This is a genomic window from Paucihalobacter sp., assembly GCF_036825875.1.
GTDB lineage: Bacteria > Bacteroidota > Bacteroidia > Flavobacteriales > Flavobacteriaceae > Paucihalobacter.
Map to the genome: position 1 here is coordinate 1 of NZ_DAISXK010000033.1, position 23,047 is coordinate 23,047.

At 34.6% G+C, this 23,047-nt stretch carries 23 protein-coding genes; 13 read left to right on the forward strand and 10 right to left on the reverse strand.

Annotated elements, in window-relative coordinates:
* The first annotated feature begins 147 nt into the window (after nucleotides 1-147).
* From V7Z48_RS09875 to V7Z48_RS09900, 6 genes are all read left to right on the forward strand, one after another.
* Complete coding sequence (locus V7Z48_RS09875) at nucleotides 148-705, forward strand: YeeE/YedE family protein (RefSeq protein ID WP_334113269.1); 558 nt, start codon at nucleotides 148-150, stop codon at nucleotides 703-705.
* 1 nt (nucleotide 706) lies between these two features.
* Complete coding sequence (locus tag V7Z48_RS09880) at nucleotides 707-1,120, forward strand: DUF6691 family protein (RefSeq protein ID WP_334113270.1); 414 nt, start codon at nucleotides 707-709, stop codon at nucleotides 1,118-1,120.
* On the forward strand, nucleotides 1,120-1,917 hold the full coding sequence (locus V7Z48_RS09885) for a sulfite exporter TauE/SafE family protein (RefSeq protein WP_334113271.1): 798 nt from the start codon (nucleotides 1,120-1,122) through the stop codon (nucleotides 1,915-1,917). The genes V7Z48_RS09880 and V7Z48_RS09885 overlap by 1 nt, the downstream gene beginning before the upstream one ends.
* A 96-nt stretch (nucleotides 1,918-2,013) precedes the next feature.
* Nucleotides 2,014-3,420, forward strand: coding sequence for an MBL fold metallo-hydrolase (locus V7Z48_RS09890; RefSeq protein ID WP_334113272.1), 1,407 nt, complete (start codon nucleotides 2,014-2,016; stop codon nucleotides 3,418-3,420).
* Between the two features lie 27 nt (nucleotides 3,421-3,447).
* Nucleotides 3,448-3,651: a YgaP family membrane protein gene (locus V7Z48_RS09895; RefSeq protein WP_334113273.1), complete on the forward strand. Its 204-nt coding sequence runs from the start codon at nucleotides 3,448-3,450 to the stop codon at nucleotides 3,649-3,651.
* 2 nt (nucleotides 3,652-3,653) lie between these two features.
* The gene (locus tag V7Z48_RS09900; RefSeq protein ID WP_334113274.1) at nucleotides 3,654-3,932 is read left to right on the forward strand and encodes a heavy-metal-associated domain-containing protein; all 279 of its coding nucleotides are present in this window, start codon (nucleotides 3,654-3,656) and stop codon (nucleotides 3,930-3,932) included.
* On the opposite strand, the gene V7Z48_RS09905 is transcribed toward V7Z48_RS09900, so the two are convergent.
* The 4 genes from V7Z48_RS09905 to V7Z48_RS09920 form a co-directional block, all read right to left on the reverse strand.
* The gene (locus V7Z48_RS09905) at nucleotides 3,929-4,204 is read right to left on the reverse strand and encodes an ATP-dependent Clp protease adaptor ClpS (protein WP_334113275.1); all 276 of its coding nucleotides are present in this window, start codon (nucleotides 4,202-4,204) and stop codon (nucleotides 3,929-3,931) included. The genes V7Z48_RS09900 and V7Z48_RS09905 overlap by 4 nt on opposite strands.
* 76 nt (nucleotides 4,205-4,280) lie before the next feature.
* Entirely contained in the window at nucleotides 4,281-5,108 is an 828-nt protein-coding gene (gene prmA, locus V7Z48_RS09910; RefSeq protein WP_334113276.1) for a 50S ribosomal protein L11 methyltransferase, read from the reverse strand.
* A gap of 187 nt (nucleotides 5,109-5,295) precedes the next feature.
* Nucleotides 5,296-6,471: a T9SS type A sorting domain-containing protein gene (locus tag V7Z48_RS09915; protein WP_334113277.1), complete on the reverse strand. Its 1,176-nt coding sequence runs from the start codon at nucleotides 6,469-6,471 to the stop codon at nucleotides 5,296-5,298.
* Between the two features lie 11 nt (nucleotides 6,472-6,482).
* Nucleotides 6,483-7,562 carry a hypothetical protein gene (locus V7Z48_RS09920; protein WP_334113278.1) on the reverse strand — a complete coding sequence of 360 codons (1,080 nt, stop codon included), beginning with the start codon at nucleotides 7,560-7,562 and terminating at the stop codon, nucleotides 6,483-6,485.
* Between the two features lie 441 nt (nucleotides 7,563-8,003).
* Between V7Z48_RS09920 and V7Z48_RS09925 the strand changes: the two genes are divergently transcribed.
* Nucleotides 8,004-9,350: a glycoside hydrolase family 2 TIM barrel-domain containing protein gene (locus V7Z48_RS09925; RefSeq protein WP_334113279.1), complete on the forward strand. Its 1,347-nt coding sequence runs from the start codon at nucleotides 8,004-8,006 to the stop codon at nucleotides 9,348-9,350.
* Nucleotides 9,347-13,093, forward strand: a complete 3,747-nt coding sequence (locus tag V7Z48_RS09930; RefSeq protein ID WP_334113280.1) for a glycosyltransferase — start codon at nucleotides 9,347-9,349, stop codon at nucleotides 13,091-13,093. Before V7Z48_RS09925 ends, V7Z48_RS09930 begins: the two co-directional genes overlap by 4 nt.
* 11 nt (nucleotides 13,094-13,104) lie before the next feature.
* Here the strand turns inward: V7Z48_RS09930 and tpiA are convergent, their stop codons facing one another.
* From tpiA to V7Z48_RS09950, 4 genes are all read right to left on the reverse strand, one after another.
* Nucleotides 13,105-13,854, reverse strand: coding sequence for a triose-phosphate isomerase (gene tpiA / locus V7Z48_RS09935; protein ID WP_334113281.1), 750 nt, complete (start codon nucleotides 13,852-13,854; stop codon nucleotides 13,105-13,107).
* A 33-nt stretch (nucleotides 13,855-13,887) separates the two neighbouring features.
* Nucleotides 13,888-14,964 (reverse strand): ABC transporter permease, encoded by a 1,077-nt coding sequence (locus V7Z48_RS09940; RefSeq protein WP_334113299.1) that lies wholly within the window; start codon nucleotides 14,962-14,964, stop codon nucleotides 13,888-13,890.
* Between the two features lie 6 nt (nucleotides 14,965-14,970).
* Nucleotides 14,971-16,068, reverse strand: coding sequence for a BT_3928 family protein (locus V7Z48_RS09945; RefSeq protein ID WP_334113282.1), 1,098 nt, complete (start codon nucleotides 16,066-16,068; stop codon nucleotides 14,971-14,973).
* A gap of 62 nt (nucleotides 16,069-16,130) precedes the next feature.
* A complete protein-coding gene (locus V7Z48_RS09950) occupies nucleotides 16,131-16,679 on the reverse strand; it encodes a DUF1599 domain-containing protein (RefSeq protein WP_334113283.1) in 549 nt (182 codons plus the stop codon).
* Nucleotides 16,680-16,850: 171 nt separating this feature from the next.
* Between V7Z48_RS09950 and folP the strand changes: the two genes are divergently transcribed.
* The 4 genes from folP to V7Z48_RS09970 all read left to right on the forward strand — a co-directional run bounded on the left by folP (nucleotide 16,851) and on the right by V7Z48_RS09970 (nucleotide 19,974).
* Nucleotides 16,851-17,678, forward strand: coding sequence for a dihydropteroate synthase (gene folP / locus V7Z48_RS09955; protein WP_334113284.1), 828 nt, complete (start codon nucleotides 16,851-16,853; stop codon nucleotides 17,676-17,678).
* Nucleotides 17,675-18,364: a hypothetical protein gene (locus tag V7Z48_RS09960; protein ID WP_334113285.1), complete on the forward strand. Its 690-nt coding sequence runs from the start codon at nucleotides 17,675-17,677 to the stop codon at nucleotides 18,362-18,364. The genes folP and V7Z48_RS09960 overlap by 4 nt, the downstream gene beginning before the upstream one ends.
* A gap of 33 nt (nucleotides 18,365-18,397) precedes the next feature.
* Nucleotides 18,398-19,180 (forward strand): diadenylate cyclase, encoded by a 783-nt coding sequence (locus tag V7Z48_RS09965; RefSeq protein ID WP_334113286.1) that lies wholly within the window; start codon nucleotides 18,398-18,400, stop codon nucleotides 19,178-19,180.
* A 101-nt stretch (nucleotides 19,181-19,281) separates the two neighbouring features.
* Nucleotides 19,282-19,974: a DUF3667 domain-containing protein gene (locus V7Z48_RS09970; RefSeq protein WP_334113287.1), complete on the forward strand. Its 693-nt coding sequence runs from the start codon at nucleotides 19,282-19,284 to the stop codon at nucleotides 19,972-19,974.
* Here the strand turns inward: V7Z48_RS09970 and V7Z48_RS09975 are convergent.
* On the reverse strand, nucleotides 19,943-21,718 hold the full coding sequence (locus tag V7Z48_RS09975) for an ABC transporter ATP-binding protein (RefSeq protein WP_334113288.1): 1,776 nt from the start codon (nucleotides 21,716-21,718) through the stop codon (nucleotides 19,943-19,945). The genes V7Z48_RS09970 and V7Z48_RS09975 overlap by 32 nt on opposite strands.
* Before the next feature lie 3 nt (nucleotides 21,719-21,721).
* The gene (gene truA / locus V7Z48_RS09980) at nucleotides 21,722-22,471 is read right to left on the reverse strand and encodes a tRNA pseudouridine(38-40) synthase TruA (RefSeq protein ID WP_334113289.1); all 750 of its coding nucleotides are present in this window, start codon (nucleotides 22,469-22,471) and stop codon (nucleotides 21,722-21,724) included.
* 74 nt (nucleotides 22,472-22,545) lie between these two features.
* On the opposite strand from truA, the gene V7Z48_RS09985 reads away from it, so the two are divergent.
* On the forward strand, nucleotides 22,546-23,037 hold the full coding sequence (locus tag V7Z48_RS09985; RefSeq protein WP_334113291.1) for a metallophosphoesterase family protein: 492 nt from the start codon (nucleotides 22,546-22,548) through the stop codon (nucleotides 23,035-23,037).
* Nucleotides 23,038-23,047: the final 10 nt, after the last annotated feature.

Genomic DNA, 23,047 nt, shown 5'->3' on the forward strand with positions numbered 1-23,047 from the left:
TTTATAGAACTTACTCCAAAGAATTATTCTAAAATTTGGGCAATTTAATTTTAAGTAAAAATCATAGCCTTAATATACCCCTTTCTCTCTGCAACATTTGTTACTTTTGAAGTCAATTTTTAATACCAATTTTGTAAATAATTTTTAATGGACGCAATTTTAAATCCTTGGCCTTGGTACGTTACTGGGCCATTATTAGCACTAGTGATGTTTTTTCTGTTGTACTTCGGACGCACCTTTGGCATGTCGTCAAATCTAAAAACGCTTTGCAGTATGGGTGGTGCGGGCAAGATTTCAGAGTTTTTTAAATTCGATTGGCGGAGTCAGCGTTGGAATTTAATGGTGGTGTTTGGTGCCATCATTGGTGGGTTTATAGCACACTTCTATTTGTCGAATCCTATAGACATTAATCTCAACCCAACTACTGTTTCTGATTTAGAAAATTATGGCTTTGAAAATGTAGGTAAATCTCTGTTGCCTGCTGAACTATATGATTGGAACCGAGTTTTAAGCCTTAAGGGAGTCACTATTTTATTAATTGGTGGACTTCTAGTAGGTTTCGGAACGCGTTATGCTGGAGGTTGTACTTCGGGACATGCAATTACAGGACTGAGTAGTCTGCAGCTACCGTCGCTTATTGCGGTGATTGGTTTTTTTATTGGAGGTTTGATTATGATTCACTTACTGTTCCCTTTAATTTTCTAATATGAAATACTTAAAATTTTTATTGGTTGGAGTATTCTTCGGAATAGTGTTGGTTAAGTCTGAAGCAGTGTCATGGTATAGGATTTTTGAAATGTTCCAGTTTCAATCTTTTCATATGTATGGCATCATCGGTTCGGCCGTAATTACAGGTACTATTTTGGTTTTATTGTCTGAAAAGTTCCATTTAAAAACAACCGAAGGAAACCTACTCACGGTTCCGAAAAAAGACAAAGGCTTTGCAAGATATCTGATAGGCGGTAGTATTTTTGGTTTAGGTTGGGCGCTTTGTGGCGCATGTCCTGGACCGATGTATATTTTAGTCGGCACTGGAACTATGTCAATGCTCATCGTAATAGCCGCAGCCTTACTTGGTACTTTTTGTTATGGATTACTAAAAGATAAATTACCGCATTAATGGAATTCACTGAAATTTTAGGTTACATTGGTGCTTTAATCGTAGGACTTGTTTTAGGTCTGGTAGGTGGCGGTGGCTCTATTTTAACAGTGCCTATAATGGTATATATTTTAGGTTATAACCCAATAATTGCTACGGCCTACTCGCTTTTTGTCGTGGGATCATCTTCGTTGGTAGGTTCCTTTCAAAAGTATAGAAAAGGATTAGCAGATGTCAAAATTGGACTGGTATTTTCATTTCCGTCATTTTTAGCAGTTTATTTTTCGAGAAGATACCTTGTGCCCAACTTACCTGAGGTATTTTTAAATGTCGGTAGTTATACACTTACTAAGGAAATGGCCATTATGACCTTTTTTGCTTTGGTTATGCTACTTGCTTCTTACTCCATGATAAAAACCAAAAAGGAGATTGAAGAATTAAAATCTATTCAACAAGCCTATTACAAAACGTTTATACAAGGCTTAGTGATTGGAACAGTTACGGGCATAATTGGCGCTGGTGGTGGATTTCTATACGTGCCTGCGTTGGTGCTTTGGGCGAAACTTCCTATGAAAAAAGCAGTAGGTACCTCTCTAATTATTGTAACCATCAATTCATTAATTGGTTTTGGTGGAGATTTACAAACAATCAAGGTGGAGTGGCTATTTTTATTATCATTTTCGGCTATTACAATTGTAGGTATTTTAATTGGCGGTTTGCTTTCTAAATTCGTCAGTGGTAAAAAACTTAAAAAAGGATTTGGCTGGTTTACTTTGCTCATGGCTATATATATCTTATACAAAGAAACACAAGCCTAATGTGACTTTTGTTACAAAATAAATCTCCATTTTTTCGTACCTTCGTAATTATTGATTTCTTGTGAATAACGCACAGAAATTCTAAAAACTAATCATATGAACATAGAACAACTATATACGGGATGCCTAGCACAAGGCGCTTACTACATTGAATCTGAAGGCGAAGTAGCCATCATTGATCCACTGCGCGAAACCCAACAATATATCAATAAAGCAAAGGCCGAAAATTCTAAAATTAAGTACGTTTTTGAAACGCACTTTCATGCAGACTTTGTCTCGGGGCATATTGATTTAGCTAAAAAAACAGGCGCTACTATTGTGTTTGGTCCAAATGCTAAAACCGATTACGATATTCACGAAGCTAAAGACAACGAAATTTTTAAATTGGGAAAAATCACCATCAAAGTATTGCACACTCCAGGACATACTTTAGAATCTGCCACTTACCTATTAATTGATGAAAACGGAAAAGAGCACGCCATTTTTTCTGGCGACACTTTGTTTCTCGGAGATGTTGGACGTCCGGACTTGGCCATTAAATCCGATTTAACCAAAGAAGATTTAGCAGGGATGCTTTTTGACTCATTGCGTAATAAAATTATGACACTCGCCGATGATGTTATTGTATATCCGGCCCATGGTGCTGGCTCTGCTTGTGGTAAAAATTTAAGTAAAGAAACAGTGGGTATTTTAGGTGACCAAAAACGTACGAACTATGCCCTTAGAGCCGATATGACAAGGGGTGAATTTATAAAAGAAGTATTAGATGGTATTGCACCACCACCACAGTATTTCGCAAAAAATGCCATGATGAACAAATCAGGTTATAGCACTTTTGAAAGCGTCTTAGAGAAAGGAAATGTACCATTGTCTCCAGAAGAATTTGAAGCTCTTGCCAATCACGATTCAGCACTCGTTTTGGATGTGCGTCATCAGGATGATTTTGTTAAAGCACATATTCCCAATGCGATTTTTATTGGGCTAGATGGTCAATTTGCGCCTTGGGTTGGCGCTTTAATTACAGATATTAAACAACCTGTTCTTTTGGTAGTGCCAGAAGGTCGCTCTCAGGAAGCAGTTACAAGACTATCGCGTGTTGGTTACGACAATACCTTAGGTTATTTACACGGTGGTATCGAAGCATGGCAGAAAAGCGGAAGAGACACCGAAACCTTACAATCTATTCCTGCTAAAATACTTGAAAGTAAGATTGACGATGAGGGAACCAATATTTTAGACGTTCGTAAGGATGGAGAGTTTATATCATCGCATATTGAAAATGCGCAACATTTGTCATTAGATTTCATAAACGAAAATATGAATGAAATTGACAAAAACAAAACCTATCACATTCACTGTGCAGGCGGCTATCGCTCGGTTATTGCTGCTTCTATTTTAAAAGCAAGAGGATTTCGTAATTTAGTGAATGTGGAAGGCGGATTTGCGGCAATTAAAGAAACTAATATTCCCTTGACGGACTACGTTTGTCCTTCAACCTTATAAACATCGTACTAACTTAAATCGAAACAAATGAAAAAAAACATGGGAACGGCCGACAAATCCATTCGGGTTGCATTGGCCATCACAGTAGCAGCATTATACTACTTTGATGTAATTGAAGGCACTTTAGCCTACGTATTAATGGCATTTGCCATTGTATTTCTAATAACAAGTTTTATTAGCTTTTGCCCACTTTACACCTTACTGGGTGTTAATTCTTGTAAACGCACATAATTATGACAACACAATTAGCAACTATTACTATTCAAAATCTAAAATGCCATGGTTGCGCAAATACCATTGCAGCGCAGCTATCAAAATTAGAGGCTGTTTCGGATGTGAAAGTAGATAACGAAACCAATAGTGTAAGTTTTAATTATAATGACGAAACAGCATACAAAGCGGCTATCGACAAACTTTCTAGTTTAGGATATCCAGTAGCAGGTGAAAATAATGCATTTCACACAAAAGCAAAATCATTGGTGAGTTGTGCAATTGGAAGAATGAATACTTAGACTATTTCGGCACTTAAGCCAGCTTGTAATAATTTAGAACATCTTGGTTCTAAATCTTCGTACGGTCCGGTTTTAACCGTGCATTTTCCTTTGTAATGTACTATAATCGAACATTGCTCTGCTTGTTCCGGTGTGTGCTCACAGGCATAGATAAGTGTGTCAATTACATGATCAAAAGTGTTTACCTCATCATTGAATAACACAATTTCGTTTTGCTTTTCTACGACCTCATCTAACAGAAGTTCTTCTAATAATTTTTCTTTTGTACTCATCCTTTCAATTCTTTTGGTAATTTATTCAAAAAGTTGATGATTGAAGTTCATAGCATCTCACTTCCCTCATGTAAGGCTAATTTATGAATTTTAACGAAACCCAGGAGCCTCTTTCTATAATTTCATTCAATTTTAACATGTATTTTTTGCATTCTGCTTCTATTAGCGGAATGTCTTCCTTATAAAATCCGCTTAAAAACAAACGACCTCTAGGCCGTAAACACATCGCATAAGTTGAAATATCTTGAAGCAGAATGTTTCGGTTGATATTGGCAATAATTACATCGTATTTTGTTTTGCCAAGTAAAGTAGCATCACCTTCAAAAACGGAGATATTAGAACAATTATTACGTTCGGCATTTTCGAGACTATTCAAGTAACACCAATTATCGATATCGATGGCGTCAACTTTTTTAGCACCCAATTTTTCAGCTAAAATAGCAAGTACAGCAGTACCGCATCCCATATCTAAAACAACAGTTTCTTTTAAATTATTTTTTAAAAGATGTTGAATCATCATGTGGGTAGTTTCGTGATGTCCTGTTCCGAAACTCATTTTTGGCTCAATTATCAAATCGTACTTGGTGTTGGGAATTTCGTGGAAAGGTGCACGAACAGTACACAAATCGTCTACTACAATTGGGTGAAAATTGTTTTCCCATTCTTCATTCCAGTTTTGTTGTTCTATTTCTTCAAAAGTGTGGCTTATAGAAAAATCATCCGATTTTAGAATTTCGATTCCTTCTAAAATATCTTTGTGCCAATCGGATTTCTGTATGTATGCAGAAATTCCCGATTCGTTTTCAACAAAACTTTCAAAACCAGCATAACCCAGTTCTGCAATTAAAATATCTGATGCTGGTTGCAACGGTTCAATCAGGAATTCGTAACCTATGTAGTTCATTGTCTAAATTTATTTGCAAATTTAAACATCGTTATTTTGTAAAGTTTAGTTTTACTAACTAATAATTTCGGTTTGAAAAAATAATTATATTTCTAGCCTTTGTTATTGAGTTCCTATTGTCAAATTAGCTATCTAATAGGAATTAAGGTCACATTTAATAAAATTTAAGTTATAAAATAAAAGCAGCTTATTGCTTTACAATTTTTTGAGACCATCTACCTTGATTAGTGGTTAAGTAAACTAAATAGGCACCAGTGCTTAAATGACTTAAATCAACCTTCTCATTCGGCGTAGGTACATCAAGTATGATTTGTCCAGTTAGGTCGATAATCTTAAAATCTAAAACTGTTGCCCCACAGGTGTCTAAAAACAGGTAATCTTGAACAGGATTAGGGTACAATTTTAACTGTTGTTTGGACAGCTCTGAAATTGATAAAGTAGATAACATTTCCGAGGTAGCATACAAACTCCAAACCCCATCTGAGTTTAATACTCGAACATAAAGATAATGGTCACCATCTGGTAAATCTTCTGGCACCAGAATCTCCAAGTCTTCATCTAAATTTTCAACGGCATCTAAATTGATTGGCGTTGCATTTCCAAAACCAGGGTCGATATCAAAAAAGTATTCAGCAGCCGTGATGAGTGCTGTGTTTTTAGGATAAACATACAATAGCTTCCTATTATAAAGACTCCACGTGCCGTCAATATTTAAAACTCGTACAAATAAATTATGAATACCTTCATCTAATACTTCTGCTATGGTAAAATTTTCATCACTCATTTCACCAGACATGGCTAACACAGTACCATTTCCCAAACCTGGATCGGTGTCAAAAAAATATTCTGCTCTGCTTATACTTGCAGTATTGGTTTCGTTTGGGTAACGGTAAAATACTTTTGGATTGTATAAACTCCAGGTTCCATCTGTATTGGTAACTCTCACAAATAATTTATGCACGCCTATTGGTAAACCTTCAGTAGGTATAATAAAATTTTGATCAATGAATTCTCCTGAAAAGGACAAATTAATGCCGTTTCCAAAACCTGGATCCGTATTGAAAAAATACTCTGCCGAGGCGATATTGGCACTGTTTGAAGGACCAATGTAAAAGACCTCAGTACCATAAATGCTCCAGGTTCCATCTTGCTTTTGGACACGGATATTCAACTTGTGAATACCATTAGAAAGTCCTGTCGTTGGTATATCAAAATTCTGATTTAATTCTTCACCATTAACAGATAAAGCGACTCCATTTCCAAAACCCGGATCGGTATCAAAAAAATATTCAGCGGCGGTAATTTGTGAATTCACTTCATAAAACACAGCTATGGCTAATAAGCATAAAATAAACCTTTTCATAGTATTGCCTTCTAGTTGTTAATATTGGCATTGGCCTTGATATTGATGTTTAGAGGCTCACCAGCACTAAGAATATTATTGTAAATCACGAAATCTACCAGATAAGGTAATTCTGTTGGATAGCCTCTTAAGCTGAATGGGAAGTTGCCATTAAAAACTCCTAAATTTTTACCATCAGTGCCTGCATTTTCTGCCAAAGAACCAGCTTGAATGCGGAAATCATTGGATATTGAATTGAGTGGTTGATTTTGGTTGAACGCTTCAAATTGTGGGTCTGTATTATCCAAATTATTAGCGCCTGTTAACTCATTAAAAGTTGTGCTATAACTAAACGTTAAATTATTTTGAAAGTTGAGTGACGAATTAGAACCGAGATTCATATTGGTCACATTAGTACCTCTAAACAAAAAGATGTTATTACTAATTAATGCACCATTGCAAGCATTAAATACACCAATTGATTGGTTTGAATCTCCATTTTGTCGGGTTAATAGAATATTATTACTAAAAATGGTAGATGCGTTAAATCGGCTTAAGGTGGACCAGGTTGATGAAGTGTTTTGTTGATCAATAAGGTTGTGTGTAATAATCCAATTTTGTGAATTGTAAGTATCTATTGAATTGAAATTTGGATTTCTAAAATAGTTTCCAGAAACAACGGTGTTATTGGCTCTTGTTGTAAGTATATTACCTAATATAAGGCCAATCCTATTATTTGTAATAATGACGTTGTGATTGTTAAAGGTTTGATTGTCTAAATAAACACGTTCAATGTTCAATCCCGAAATTTTTGAGTTAGAGGCATCAGCAAACCTAAACAAAATGTCACCAACGTTTGCTCGTAAACCACTATTTAGTTCCGAATTATGTCCTATACCAAAAATGTTAAGTGTTTTTGTCATTTGAATATTTCCATAAGAGTTTGGCGAGGGTTGAATATAGATAATGTCACCAGGCGAGGCATCATTAATTGCCGCTTGCACATTGTTATATGCCGCTCCAGAGCCTTGGTTATTATCTACGGTGAAAACCGTTTGCGATTGTAGTGCCATTGTGATAAGGAGCCCAATTGATAGAAATACTGTTTTCATAATTTTTCATTTTAATAGTTGATTATAGTAACTCACAGTGCAAGTTAAATCCAGTTCATGAAAAAAAATTAAGGGCATTCCATGAATTCTAAAAATTCAGGGAATACCCTTAAGAAAAAATATAGACAACAACCTTAAGCAACCAATAGTAAAATATGCTTGGAAGTAAACTTAAAAATTTCAATCATAAATTAAAAACTCACTCTGCTACCCCAACTCGAGTTCCAAATTTTAGTAATTTCTATTTTATGCATCAGGTGGAAATTAGCCTCCAAACTATAATAGTTTATAAAACAGTAAAAAACCTGTCTTAAAGAATTATGATGTAATTCTTATTATTTCTAAACTATTAATATTAAGTCATCTAAATTATTTGCCTTTTACAGGATAATATGTTTTTTAATCTATTCATTACATTATATTTGACGTTAAACCTTACAAGTGAAACTATTTGTTAAAGTTATTGTTAGCATCCTTTTTATTTGCTTAGTAGGATTTTTTGCATTAATTTCTTATAATTATACTCAAAGACCCGATTATAAATCGAGCGAAAAAACTGTTCATATTGTTAAATACAATAATAAATTCACTCTTATAAGAAATGGACAGCCTTTTGAAATAAAAGGTGCTGCGGGAGATTCAAACATTAAAATGATTTCTGAAATTGGGGGCAACACATTAAGAGTTTACGATACCGTAAACATAAAAAACATATTAAATGAAGCCCACGATTCCAATTTAGCGGTTATATTAGATATTCCGCTTCCTCGATACGATAAAGATTATTTTAATTACGAGGACGAAAACTATCAAAAAAACTTAAAAAAAAGTATACAAGACTTAGTCAATAGACATAAGAATCATCCTGCATTGTTAATGTGGAATTTAGGTAATGAGGTAGACTTTCCATTTTCAATTTTGGGCAATGGCTTTACAAACACCTACAATGACCTTGTAAATCTTATTCATGAATCAGACCCTAACCACCCAATAAGCACAACGATAACAGGAAGAAGATCTAATATTTTTTCTCTTTTTTTCTTTTCTCCTAAACTAGACATTTACGGATTTAATACTTTTGGTGCACTTTACGAATTAGATGACAGATTTTCAACATTGGGACCAATCAATGGTAAATTCCCATTTTACTTAAGTGAATGGGGCAGCAACGGACCTTGGGAAAATGGAACTACAAGTTGGGGTGTCCCGATTGAACCATTTAGTTCTGAGAAAGCAAAACAAATAGAACAGAATTACAAACTTGTAGAAGGATATAATAAAACCAACTGCGTCGGTTCCTTAATTTTTTATTGGGGAAATAAGCAAGAATCTACACACACCTGGTTTAGTTTGTTTGATGAAAATGATTTAAAATCACATCAAATAGAAACCCTACTCAACTTATGGAATGTCAGCACAACTAACCCAAAACGATTTCATATTAATCATATTAAAATAAACAACCAGGCCATTGTAGACAGCTTAATATTAAATCGGGGCGACACTGCTAAAGCTCAAATTAACCTAAGTTATCACGGTGATAGTTTGAAACGTCATGATTTAACTTATAAATGGGAATTGTACCCAGAAGCTTGGCAATACCAATTTTCAGATAATCAAGTAAAACCGAAGAAAGTTGCAGGCTATATTGTTGAAGATTTAAAAGATCAAATTATTTTTAAAACACCCAAAAAAGAAGGACCCTACAGACTCTTCGTTACTATTTATGACACTGATAATTATTTTGCAACAGCTAATTTACCCTTTTATATTCTGGAGAAATTGTGAGTTATACCGTACCCATAAAAGCACCAACTAAAAAAGAAATCTTAACCATAAGGATTCTCATCATCTTTGGTATTTTAAGTTTTATCAACTTTTTCTACTGGTTTTTCAGCAAAGATTTAATTGATAATAAATGGTTATATAGTATGCTTTTGGTGTCTATCTCATTTGATAGTTTAAGAGTACTTTACATTTGGTATCATTACTGGGCTATGAGTATACCAAAACCTCCTAAATTAATATCTCGGCCCACAGTAGATGTCCTTACTACCTATTTCCCTGGGGAACCTCAAGAAATGGTAACAAAAACCTTGTTGGCCATTAAAAATTTAAATTACCCAAATACGGCATATTTATGTGATGAAGCCAACGAACCATCCCTTAAAAACTTTTGTCTACAACACGGAATTAAACATGTTACACGCAACAATCGTATTAATGCCAAAGCCGGCAACATCAACAACGCTCTTAAAATAGCTTCCGGTGAAGTTTGTGTAATTTTAGATCCCGATCATATTCCTTCAGAAGATTTTCTGGATGTGGTCCTACCCTATTTTGAAGATGAAAGTGTGGGCTTTGTACAAACGGTTCAAACATATTACAACTACAAATCTTCACTCGTTGCCAGAGGTGCAGCCGAGCAAACTTACCATTTCTATGGTCCAGTTATGATGACTATGAATACCTACGGTACCGTAAACGCCATAGGAGCTAATTGCGCTTTTAGAAGAAAAGCTTTACATAGCATTGGCGGGCACGCTTCAGGACTCTCTGAAGATCTGCATACTGCCATGCAACTACATGCTAAAAAATGGAAATCGGTTTATGTGCCTCAGGTACTCACTTCAGGGTTGGCTCCCGACACTTTGGGTGCATATTATAAACAACAACTTAAATGGTCTAGAGGTACTTTCGAATTGCTATTCACAGTGTATCCTAAACTGTTTAAATACTTTACAATCCGACAAAAAATTCATTACGGTATTATACCACTACATTACTTATCGGGGTTTATCATTTTAACTAATTTATTAATTCCTATCATTTCTCTTTTATGTGCCACCACACCCTGGAAAGGCAATATTGTAAATTTCACCTTCCTGTTTTTACCCGTCATTTTAAGTATCCTCACCATACGCATGTATGTCCAAAAATGGGTGATGCAGAAAAGTGAATCTGGCATTCATTTAACCGGTGGTATATTATTTATTACAACTTGGTGGTTTTTTATACTAGGTTGTGTTTATACTATTTTAAGAAAAAAAATACCTTATATACCAACACCAAAAGACGGATTAGATAAGGCAAGTTTTAAATTATTATTTCCAAATATATTATTAGCTGGGATTTCAGTATTTGCGGTAATATACGGACTCAACAAGGACCTCACACCTTTTTCAATAATCATGTCGTGTTTTGCGCTATTAAATACTTACTTCTTGCTTTACACGCTTTGGTTTCACAATGAAAACATAATTAAACAAAAATTTCCTAAATCCGATTTAAAAAGTATCAGAAGAATATTGGCACCAAAAAAACACCAATTTTATGAATTCTGGAGAAGATTTGCCTTGCATATTCTGGTGGTTTTTGTAGCGATTTTTGCGATTTCACAATACAAAATAGACCGCAGTAATTTCGAAGGCTTAAGTACCGCACCGTATAGGATTCATTCATTAAAAGGTTTTGGCATTTTTTATCCTTCTGAAGATAATGGTATTACAAATATTGAAAGTGTTAATCAGTTAGAAACCGAGTTTTTCACCAAGTTTAATATCATTTCACTTTATGTGCCATGGATTGACATTGAAAATTCAAACTACCCAAAAATCGAAATTGAAGCGATTTACAAACGCAATGCTATTGCTATGATTACTTGGGAGCCATGGATACCAGAAGCCATTGGAAATCCAGAGAATTTACACATATTTGAATTGATCTCTTTAGGAGCCTTTGACGCGTATATATCTAATATGGCCACGGAACTCAAAAATCTTGAAGCACCAGTGTTATTGAGATTTGCCCACGAATTTGACAATCCATTTTATCCTTGGTTTGTAAATGATTCTGAAGGGTTTCAAAACTTAAGTATTGCGTGGCAGCATATTCACAACATTTTTCAACAAGAAGAAGCTTATAATGTGCAATGGATTTGGAACCCCTGGAGAGCAGAAAATGTTATTGAATCTTTTCCCGGAACTAATTTTGTAGATAAGATTGGATTGAATGTTTTAAATTATTCTCAACTCAATCATAACAAACAAGATGTCTCTTTTTTAGAGTTGTATGAACCTTTCAAAGAAGAATTTTCCAAACTACCTGCCTTGCCTGTTATTATTACAGAATTAGGAAGTTTAGGACAAACAAATCAACAGCGATTAGACTGGAACAAGGAAGCTTTTAACAGCATCGCACAATATCCTGAAATTGAGTCGGCAGTGCTATTTTACAGTGATTTAGACAAAAATTTGCCTTTAAATACAAGCAGTGAAACTACCCAAATTTTAGATTGGACCTTTCAATTAGATCCGATAAAAACAGAATTAGATCATAGAAATCCCAAAGAATACAAAACACTTGCCGATACTTCACATAAAGTCGTTGCGAACAATACTAGATCATTAATGGGAATTAATTACAAAAAAGGAGGAAACTGGAATCAAAGCTACTATACATTAAATAGGAAAACTTTGATTGAAGATTTCAATGTAATGAAAGAAATTGGCATTAATACCATTCGATTTTCGAACAACAAGGCGTATAATTACAATGTTTTAAAGTTATCAAAAGAAACTGGTTTGCAACTTTCTTTCGGTTTTGAAATTCCAAAAAATATCAATTGGATTGAAGACGACATTAAAAAGCAAAAACTTAGCAATCTCATTTTAAAATCAGTAAAAAAACTTCAAAACCAACCGCACATTGTTAGTTGGCATTTTGAAACCGATATTCTAGCTCAATTAAATTATCAGCATAATAGAATTGAAGTTACTAAACAGCAATTCGCCTACTTAAACTGGCTGGAGATTTTTTTGAAAGACCTAAAAGCATCTGGTGACACAAAACCATTCATTCTGGATATTGAAGTTTCTCCTCAGTTTCATAATCATTTACACTTAATTCAAAGTAAAATCTCAAATATTGATGTTTTGGGATTAATTGTGGTTGATGATAGTTACTTGGGAGGCGCGCTTGATCAACTTGATATGCGTAGTTTAAAATATCAAGTGTCTCAAATTAACACCTCTTCTTTGGCTCTTTATAAGGTTAATCAAATAAACGTTCCCTATTTTATTACCAACTGGCAAGACGACCGAGAATTTAACCGACTAACTTTTGATGGATTATTGGATTTTGAGGGCAAGCCCAAAACTGATTTTTATGAATTAAAAAGCATCATTAGTCAAGACACAACCACGATAATACTACCAGAAATTAAAATAATAAAACCTGCTAAACTATTGTTTTCCGGTCAGCGCTATTCCTACGAAGCAATGATATTAGCTGAAGATTCTAATTGGGTTTACGGAGAAACACATAAAGATTTATTATTTGAATGGTCCTTAATAAAATGCAACGAATCGGGCGATTTTTTGAGTATCAAAAAACTTGATAATAGCCCAAACCTCAAAATTACAATTCCTGAAGACTGGAATCATTACCTTCTCAAATTGCAAATTAGCAACAAAGAAATGTGTAGATATACCATTACAACTCTAAATACACCATTAAATCAACCAAACTAATAAGTTGGTAATTAAAAAGCATTCACAATAGCGTAAAAATCCGCTGCTTTCAAAGACGCACCACCAATAAGTCCACCATCAACATCAGGTTTTGAGAAAATTTCTTTAGCATTATCGGGCTTTACACTTCCGCCATATAGGATAGAGACACTTTCGGCTAAATCGTGACCGTATTTATCAGCTAAGGTTTTACGTATAAATGCGTGCATATCTTGAGCTTGTTCGGGACTTGCTGTTTCGCCGGTGCCAATGGCCCAAACTGGTTCGTAAGCTAAAATGATGTTTTGAAACGCGTTGGCATCTAGGTGAAATAATGCGTTTTTAATCTGACTTTCTACAACATGTTCGTGTTTATTAGATTTGCGGTCTGCAAGCTCTTCACCAAAACAAAAAATACTACGTATGCCGTTTTTTAAAGCGGCATCAACCTTTTTTGCTAACAATTCATCTGTTTCATTAAAATAAGCGCGCCTTTCACTGTGACCTAAAATAACGGTTTGAACACCAATACTTTTTAGCATTGCTGCACTTACTTCGCCAGTGTAAGCACCCGAATCAGCGAAGTGCATATTTTGTGCAATGACTTCAATATCGTGGTCTCTTGTGGCTTCCAAGGCATGCCATAAATTAGTAAAAGTTGGCGCTATCATCACCTCAGCATTGGAGGTTTTGGTTTGTTTTTTTAAATCTGAAATGAGGGTTTCAGTTTGGGATAATTCGTTGTTCATTTTCCAGTTTCCGGCGACAATGTTTTTTCTCATAATATGGTATAATTTAAAATATCTATTCAATCATTATTCAAGTTTCACCTTTGGATCTAACCAAACGTAAACAATATCAACAAAGATATTGATGACTATAAAGATAAGTGCAATTATTAAAACAGCACCCATAATTACCGGTAAATCTAAAGTGTTTAAGGCGTTTACTATTTCCTTTCCAAGACCATTCCAACCAAAAATATACTCTACAAAAACTGCTCCTGCAAGCATGGAAGCAAACCATCCAGAAATAGCCGTTACAACTGGGTTTAAAGCATTTTTAACGGCGTGTTTTCTTATAATTTGAAACTCGCTTAACCCTTTGGCGCGTGCGGTACGAATGTAGTCTTGGTTAAGTACTTCTAATAATGAATTTCGCATTAATTGAATAACCACAGCCAAGGGTCGGATGCCTAAAACTATAGCGGGTAGAATTAAATTTTTCCATTGAATCTGCATGGCTTCGCCATAATCGTCTAGTTCGTACAAACTTCCTGTCATTTCTAAATTAGTGTACTTATGCCATACAAATCCAAATAACCAAGCAAATAAAATAGCACTGAAAAATGATGGTACACTCATACCTAAAGTACTTATCACTTGGATAGCTTTATCTAACCATCGGTCTTTGTAAAGCGCCGAAATTATGCCTAAAAAAATTCCTATTACTATTGCGATAAAAATAGCAGAAGTAGCCAACACAAAGGTATTTGGCAAGGTTTCGGCAATTACCTGAGTTACTTTTTTGCCTTGCTTGGTAAAGGATTCCCGTAAATACGGAAATTTTAACGCTGTTGTTGTACTACCTATACTCAACAACTGGATAGCATTATATTTTCCAACTTCTAAATAGGTATAATCATCGGTGTTTTTAGAATGAAATGATATTGGTGATAAATCATTCAAATAATATAAATATTGGGTGCCGAGCGGCTTATCAAATCCGTATTTCTGCTTCACAATTGCTAGCTGATTGCTGTCTTCGTTTTGCCCAAGCATCATTTGGGCTGGATCGCCTGGCAATACATTAAATAAGAAGAATATTACAGTTACCACACCTAATAAGGTGAGTAAGGCATACAGTAGTTTATTTAAAACGTAGTTTAGCAGTCGTTTCTATTTAAAGGTAATATCGAATATATCGTTCCAATGTACTTTTTGCTGAATGGTGCCATTGTGTATTTTTAAAATCCCAGGATTGGAGCGGACGATTGTTTTTAAAGCAGTTTCGTCGCAAAAATAAAAGTCGAGATTAACACCGTGATTCTTATTAATCGCCTCTTGTTGTGCTACACCTGATGCTGTGATTCCTATAACTTTGTAACCCGATTTTTCTGCACTGTTTACAAATGACTTTAATTTTGAGAGTCCTTCTGTTTCGGTTTTCATTAAATTATACATCACAATCATAATAAGTTTGGGCTCGGACATTAAATCTTCGGTATAATCTTCGCCATCTTGTTCCATTGAAAAATCATGAATTGGTGGCTCGTAACCTTCCTTTACAACCTTAGTATCTACTTTTACATAATCGCCTTCAACACTTGGGTAACTTCCATTGGTAACATATTGTTGCTCATTACCATTTACCATAAAGGTCCAAGTGTATTCAATTTCTGCTTTTGGCGCATCGTCGGGAACAATCATATTTTCAATTATATTGGCACCAACTTTATAGGGACGAAAATCCAAGGCTGGCAAATGCATGAGAACGTAATAAGCAAAACTCAAACAGGCAACGAAACTAAGCAAGGACACGACGGTCAACCCTAGTGGTTTTAAAATAGGTTTTATGTATTTGATGCCTTTAAGAAGGATAATAATAAATACCAAGAGCACTACATCCTTAGTAAACGATTCCCATGGTGTTAATTTAATGGCATCACCGAAACATCCACAATCTGTAACTTTATTAAAATAAGCTGAATAAAATGTTAGAAACGTAAAAAACAGGATCATTGCGAACAAGCTCCAAACAGTGAATTTAGGTTTGTAACCAATAAGAAGGAATACGCCAAGAATGACTTCAAAAATCACTACAAAAATTGAAATAGCCAGCGCATAAGGTTCAAAAAATGGCAAATTAAGCACGGCAGAACTAAAATATTCTTCTAATTTAAATGAAAATCCAACCGGATCATTCAGTTTGATAAAACCTGAAATGATAAATAAAACGCCGACAAAAATTCTGCTAATGGCTACTAAATACTTCATAAATTTCAATTTTAAAATTCCGGATACTTTAAATTAAATTTCAATGTTAAAACATTGAAGCATTAACTGTTATTTCCTTGGTTAAGATGAATTAATGCAAAAACCGCATAATTTATCATATCTTGATAATTGGCATCAATTCCTTCACTAACTAAGGTTTTACCTTTATTATTTTCGATTTGCTTCACGCGCAATAATTTTTGTAATATCAGGTCGGTTAAAGAACTCACGCGCATATCGCGCCAGGCTTCTCCGTAGTCGTGATTTTTGTTCAGCATTAAAGTTTTGGTTTCGTCAAGATGCTTATCGTACAGTTTCAGGGCGTCATCCAGATTTAAATCGGGCTGATCGGCAATACCCATTTCAATTTGAATTAGTGCCATAATGCTATAATTGATGATGCCTATGAATTCACTTTGTTCTCCTTCAGCAACCTTACTTATGCCGTTTTGTTGTAAACTTCTAATGCGCTGTGCTTTGATAAAAATTTGATCGGTAAGTGATGGCAATCGCAATATGCGCCAAGCACTACCATAATCTTTCATCTTTTTTTCAAACAGCGAACGGCAACTAATAATAACATCGTCATACTGTTGTGAGGTTTGTTGCATGCGAAACGTTTATTTTTGCGTAAATTTCGCATAAATTAGTTGAAAGTTCAAAGATTTAGATGATTATTGAGTATTAAAATTAATAATTAATTCCAAAGTATAAGCTTCATTTTATATCTTAAGACTTGTGTTTTGTAGCTTTCTCTTTTTTAAATTTTAAATTTTTCAAACTTGAATATCAACTGTAACGGGCAACTTATCGATTTAACTACACCCAAAATTATGGGTGTACTTAATTTAACGCCAGACTCATTTTACGATGGTGGAAAATATAAAGACACAGCTTCCATCTTGAAAACCGTGGCTACTATGCTGGAACAAGGTGCGACGTTTATTGATGTTGGAGGCTACAGCTCGAAGCCTGGAGCCGATTTTGTTTCGGAATTTGAAGAACTAAATCGTGTGATTGGTGTTGTGAAACTTTTGATTGAAGAATTTCCAAATTGTCTAATTTCCATAGACACATTCAGAAGTAAAGTAGCCGAAGCAGCGGTTAAGCAAGGCGCGGTTATGGTAAATGATATTTCGGCGGGAATTTTAGATGATAATATGATAGCCACCATCTCCAAGCTTAAAGTTCCATATATCATGATGCACATGCGTGGCACGCCACAAACCATGACACAGCTCACCGATTATGACCATTTAATCAAAGACATAATTGCCTATTTCGGTGAACGCTTGCAACTAACAAAATTACAAGGAATTGCGGACATTATTATAGATCCAGGTTTCGGTTTTGCCAAATCGATACAACAAAACTTTGAACTTCTCAGTCAGCTTGAATTGCTTCAAATAGTTGATAAACCAATATTAGTTGGGGTATCGAGAAAATCTATGATTTACAAAACGCTTCAAACATCACCAGAACATGCCTTAAATGGCACAACTGCATTAAATATGATTGCCTTAGAAAAAGGCGCCAATATTTTAAGAGTTCATGACGTTAAAGAAGCAATGGAATGTGTCACACTTTACAACCAATTACACAAACAATGAAAATCATCTTATATATAGCCTGTTTAATTATGATATTTGGATGCACCGACGTTGAAAAAACCATTTTACTTCCAAAAATTCAGGATGCTTTTGTAAACGAAATTACCGATGTATCGCCGGCATACATATTTTACGATATAACTAAAAAAGACAGTCTAGAGTTGAACAGAAATAATTTAATTAGTACTACTAATTGGCTTATAAATGTTGATAAACGACATAAGTTAAACAAAGCTATTCCGTCAATTGTGGTACTTCAAAACAAAAAACGAGATGCCAAAATGCACAAAAACGAATCCGCAAGAAATTATTTTACTTGCAACGATATAAGCAAGCAAACGCTTGGTTTTATTGATTTCACAGAGGTGTATTACAAATTTGAAGCTATGAACAGTTACATATCGAACTTGGGTATTAACGATTCGATTAATGAAAAAGTGGTGATTGAATTTAATCCAGAAAATGAAATCAATATTTATTATCCATCACAACATCAATTAAAATTTAAAGGTAACTTAAACGAGATTCTCGAAAAAGAAGTTTTTAAAAATGCCCAAAGTGACATGATTTATTTGGCCTTCAATGGGAATTTAAGCTTTCAAGAATACATCACTGCTAAAAGGAAAATTGAAGTTTTTTCCGAAAATAAAGTGACTATTGCAAATACGGAATACATTATCAATTAATTAAATTTTCTACATTTACAAAAAAGCCAGCCATTGGATACATTTAAAGCTTGGGATTTTGGAGTAATTGATTTTTTAGATGTCATCTTAGTTGCCATCTTACTCTATTATGTTTACCGACTTATCAAAGGCACCGTCGCCATCAATATTTTTATCGGAATTATCATTCTCTATTTCGTTTGGAAACTCACAGAGTTTTTAAATATGGAATTGCTCAATACCATTTTTGGAGGCTTTATGAAGGTAGGAATTATTGCCTTAATTGTCGTATTTCAACCAGAAATCAGAAAATTTTTACTAATGGTAGGCTCCACCAATATTGCTGGAAAAGGAAAATTTCTCAGCAATTTAAAATTTGTCAAGAATGAAACTCTCAATGAAACAAATGTTGAAGAATTGGTGAAGGCTTGCAGTAAAATGGGTAGCTCTCGAACCGGTGCATTGATAGTGCTCGAACGCAATAACAATTTAGATTTTTTATTGGCTACGGGTGATGAAACCAATATAAATGTATCGCAAGCCATTATTGAAAGTATCTTTTTTAAAAACAGTCCGCTACACGACGGCGCCATCATTATTGCAAACAAAGTGGTTAAGGCTACACGTGTAATTCTTCCGGTTAACATGGAAAAAAACATACCGGAGCATTTTGGCCTTAGACATCGCGCGGCAATTGGCATCACTGAAAAAACCGATGCCTTGGCATTGGTAGTTAGTGAAGAATCCGGACAAATTTCATATATTCGAAATGGTGAATTTTCAATTTTTAAAGACACCGCGGAATTGATTCAAAAAATTAAAGCAGATTTAACTTAATGCATTGCAAAAATTGCCATACAGAATTACATCCTAACGCAGATTTCTGTTATAACTGCGGCGCAAAAGTGATAAGAAATAGGCTCACTCTAAAGAATTTGATGATTCATTTAGGGGAGACTTTTTTTAATTATGATAATAAATTATTAAGAACATTCATTGACCTATTTAAAAAACCTGAAGCAGTTATTGGTTCTTATGTTGATGGTGTACGAATGCGTTATGTAAATCCATTAAACTTCTTTGGAGTATCATTAACCCTTAGTGGTTTATCTACCCTTATCATTCAAAAGTTTTATTTAGAATATTTAGATTATTCCCAAATATTCAACCTTGAAATGTATAGCAATGAAGCTGCACAATTCCTGGAAAATTCTGCAAATATTGCATTAGAATTTGGTTCCTTAATACTTTCGGCAATGATTCCTTTTATGGCAATTATATCAATTATTGTCTTTTACAATAAACGCTATAATTTCACAGAACATCTTATAATATACCTTTACAGTATGTCTGCCATTACAATTCTATCAGTTTTTGTTGGACAAATGCTACTTTTCAGTGTGCCGGAATACTATGTGAATTGTATATATTATGTTTATTTGTTTATGTTTTTTTATTATGTGTACAGTTTACAGCGCGTTTTTGAACTCAATATCAAACAACTTATTTTAAAAACATTACTGTTTTTAATTCTGTTTTTTATTTTTTATCTCGGGTTTTCAATAATAGCTGCAATCTACATGCTCTCAACAGGAATTATTAACCTACAAGATTTTGCGCCGCCTTCGTAAATTGCACTTCGTATAAGTTTTTGTAATAACCGTTTTCCTTTTCAAGTAAGACTTGATGCGTGCCTTGTTCAACAATTTCACCTGCATCCATCACTAATATTTTATCGGCTTTTTGTATAGTAGCCAATCGGTGTGCTATCACGATAGAAGTTCTGCCTTTGGTAATTTTTTCGGTAGCCTTTTGAATTAATTGCTCTGAATAGGCATCTACGGATGAGGTTGCTTCGTCTAAAACAAGGATACTTGGGTTGGTAACGTAGGCTCTTAAAAACGAAATGAGCTGCTTTTGACCTGATGATAACATCACCCCACGCTCCTTTACATTATATTGATAGCCATTAGGTAGGCTCATAATAAACTCATGTATACCAATATCTTTTGCCGCTTGAATTACTTCTTCTTCCGTAATCGCATCATTTTTTAGGGTGATATTATTCATAATAGTGTCAGCAAACAAAAATACATCCTGCAATACAACTGCTATCTGGCGTCTCAGCGACGATAAGGTATAGGTTTTTATATTGGTGCCATCTACTAGAATTTGGCCACCATCAATATCGTAAAAGCGGCTCAATAAGTTGATTACCGTTGATTTACCCGCACCAGTAGCACCAACAATAGCAATGGTTTGTCCCGAATTGGCCTCAAATGAAATGCCTTTTAAAACCTTTTCGTCTGAAACATAAGAGAATTCCACCTGTTTAAAAGTAATATCTCCTTTAAAATGCGGTGCTTGTTGGGTTCCTAGGTCATCAATTTGCGAAGAAGTATCTAAGACCTTAAACACGCGATCGGCCGCCACCATTCCCATTTGTAAAGTGTTGAATTTATTGGCAATTTGGTTGAGTGGTCTGTACATCATCGGAATAAACATGATAAATGCCATTAAATGTCCTAATGTTGCTGTTTCATTTAAAATTACTTGAAGTCCGCCAACCCAAATCACCGCGCCCATAGTGATAGATGATAAAAATTCAGCAATTGGAAAAAATATAGAATTATACCAAACTGTTTTAAGCCATCCTTTTTTGTGACGTTCGTTTATAACTTTGAAATTTTCGTATTCGGTAGCTTCTCTTGAAAACAGTTGTAGAATTTTCATTCCTGTAACGCGTTCTTGTACAAATGAGTTGAGGTTAGAGACCTCGGTGCGTACCTCTTCAAACGCGCGTTTCATGTATTTTTGAAAAATCTTTGTAGCATATAAAACAATTGGCAGTGTAATGAAAACAATCAAACTCAGCTTCCAATTCATATAAAACATAAAACCACCTACAATCAGCATTTTAAGTATATCACTAAAAATCATAAATAAGCCTTCGCCAAAAATATCGGCAATACGTTCCATATCGGTAACGGCTCTGGTGATTAAAACGCCAACGGATGAGTTGTTAAAATATTTCATTTTAAAACTCATCATATGCTCAAAAAGCTTTATTCTGATGTCTTTCACCACGGTTTGCCCAAGCCAAGAAGCGTAATAAATAAAGAAAAGATTACAAACTACTTCTAATACTAAAAGCGCAATCATAACCACAACTAATAGCACAAAGCCCGTGTATTGCTTTTCTGCAACTTGCTCATCAATAGCTATCTGCAACACATAAGGTCTAGCAGCGCCAAAAAGTGCTAAGCCAATTACTAGTGATAAGGACATTACAAATACAAGCTTATACGGCTTTACAAAATAAAGTAGGCGCTTAAAAAGCATGGTGTCAAATACACTATTTGAAGTATCTCGCATTGGTTAGAGCTTGAGTTTGATTTGTTCAGGATAATTGATATGTGTTAAATAAAGTCCGCAAGCTGGTGCCGAAAATCCAGCTTCACTCCTATCTTTTGAATTAATAATTTGATGCAATTGCTCTAAACTGGTTTTACCTAAGCCTATATTCATCATTGTTCCTACAATCGCTCTCACCATATTCCGTAAAAATCTATCAGCCGTTATGGTAAAAATTAAGAATCCATCTTCTGCGGTCCAATAGGCTTCAGAGATTTCGCAATAATACGTTTTTACATCGGTATGTGTTTTAGAAAAGCATTGAAAATCTTTATGGTTTAATAATAATTTAGAAGCTTTGTTCATGTTATCTATATTTAAGGCCAATGACATTTCATAGGCCAGACCATTGGCGAACGGATTTTTTTGTTGAGCAATTTTATAATGATACGTTCTGCTTATGGCGTCAAATCTAGCATGCGCATTGGCATTAACTTCATAAATATTATAAATTACAATATCGTCTGGTAAATATGAATTCAATTTAAAAACCAATGAAGTGATATCAAAAACTCCAACAGCATCAAAATGCGCCACCATTTGCAATGCATGTACACCTGCATCTGTGCGGCCGGCACCGACAATTGTAGTTGGATTTTGTAGCAAAACCGACAATGCCCGTTCAATAGTTTCTTGAACTGAAACAGCATTAGGCTGGTTTTGCCACCCGTGATATTTAGTGCCATTATAAGCTAAGTCTATAAAGTACCTCAAGTTTTAAGTGTAATTTTGAAAACAATGCACAAAGATAGATAGATTTGTGCAAGCTATTTTTTAAGAATTGTTAAATGACAAAAATATTACTTCTTTCGGATACGCACAGTTATATTGATGACATGGTGATTAAGCATATAAAGAATGCTGATGAAGTTTGGCATGCTGGTGATATTGGAGACTTAAAAGTTACTGAAGCCATTAAAAAATTAAAACCTTTAAGAGCTGTATACGGCAATATTGACGGTAGCGAAGCGAGATTAGAATTCCCCGAGACAATCCGATTTATGTGCGAAAATGTTGAAGTTTTAATTACTCATATTGGTGGCTATCCCGGCAGATACAATCCTAAAATTAGACCAGTACTACAATCGCAACCACCAAAACTGTTTATTTGTGGTCATTCACATATTTTAAAGGTAATGCCAGATAAAAAACTAAATTTATTACATATGAATCCTGGTGCAATCGGCATTTATGGATTCCATCAGGTGAGAACGATGTTGCGATTTACTATTGATGGCAGCAAAATTGATAATTTAGAAGTGATAGAGATTAAGCGGTAACCAAACAACA